Here is a 338-nt window from a genome sequence, read left to right on the forward strand (position 1 = left end):
TTCTTTCAGTGTACCCAGGTCATCAATTTTGTTCACCTTGGCCATTACGGTGTCAATGTCTCCGGGAAATTTAAGGGTGATGCCCAGTTCGATGGCTTCTTTCAGGCCTTTAATCTCACCTTCCAGCTTGCCTTCCAGTCTACCTTCCAGCCTGCCTTCCAACCTGCCTTCCAGCCTGCCTTCATTCTTAGTTCTCTCTGCTAATGTCATAACATACCTCCCTGCCTCTTCGGAAATCGCTTTCTCTGCGATATCCTTTATTTGTTTCCATGATAATTCATTGTTTTCCCGGGCCGATGCCAGGTACCTGAACACCACCTCCAGATATTGCAGACCGG

1 pseudogene is annotated in these 338 nt (G+C 47.9%); it reads right to left on the bottom strand.

Annotated features, from left to right (window positions below):
* Positions 1 to 338: pseudogene (locus HXW94_RS19010) on the bottom strand (Rpn family recombination-promoting nuclease/putative transposase); the annotation flags it as partial.

Origin of the sequence: Desulfobacter latus (assembly GCF_013389365.1) — a bacterium.
Classification (GTDB): Bacteria; Desulfobacterota; Desulfobacteria; order Desulfobacterales; family Desulfobacteraceae; genus Desulfobacter; species Desulfobacter latus.